Origin of the sequence: Bacillus sp. B2-WWTP-C-10-Post-4 (assembly GCF_009183805.1) — a bacterium.
Classification (GTDB): Bacteria; Bacillota; Bacilli; order Bacillales; family Bacillaceae_G; genus Bacillus_A; species Bacillus_A cereus.
This window is the reverse complement of sequence record NZ_WEII01000295.1, coordinates 1-255: the sequence shown is the minus strand read 5'-3', so window position 1 is coordinate 255 and position 255 is coordinate 1. Positions and strand designations below refer to the sequence as shown.

Here is a 255-nt window from a genome sequence, read left to right as displayed (position 1 = left end):
TTGCTATCTATACTAACGCCAATAGGCGTATTGCTTCATTTTTGATATTGATAGCTGCGTTATAATCTCTATCGAGATTTACACCGCATATACAAGAATAGACTCGCTCAGACAATGACATATTTTTCACATTTCCACAACTGCTACATGTTTTTGTGGAAGGAAACCATTTGTCTATTTTCACAAGTTGTTTGCCTTGTTCATGTAGTTTATAAGCTAAAAAAGAAGTGAACATACCCCAACCATTGTCAGCGA

Annotated in this window: 1 protein-coding gene; it reads right to left on the bottom strand. The window is 35.7% G+C overall.

Annotated features, from left to right (window positions below; genetic code table 11):
• Window positions 1-7: 7 nt before the first annotated feature.
• A partial coding sequence (locus GBN78_RS30020; RefSeq protein ID WP_152128046.1) for a zinc ribbon domain-containing protein occupies window positions 8-255 on the bottom strand: 248 nt, incomplete at its 5' end.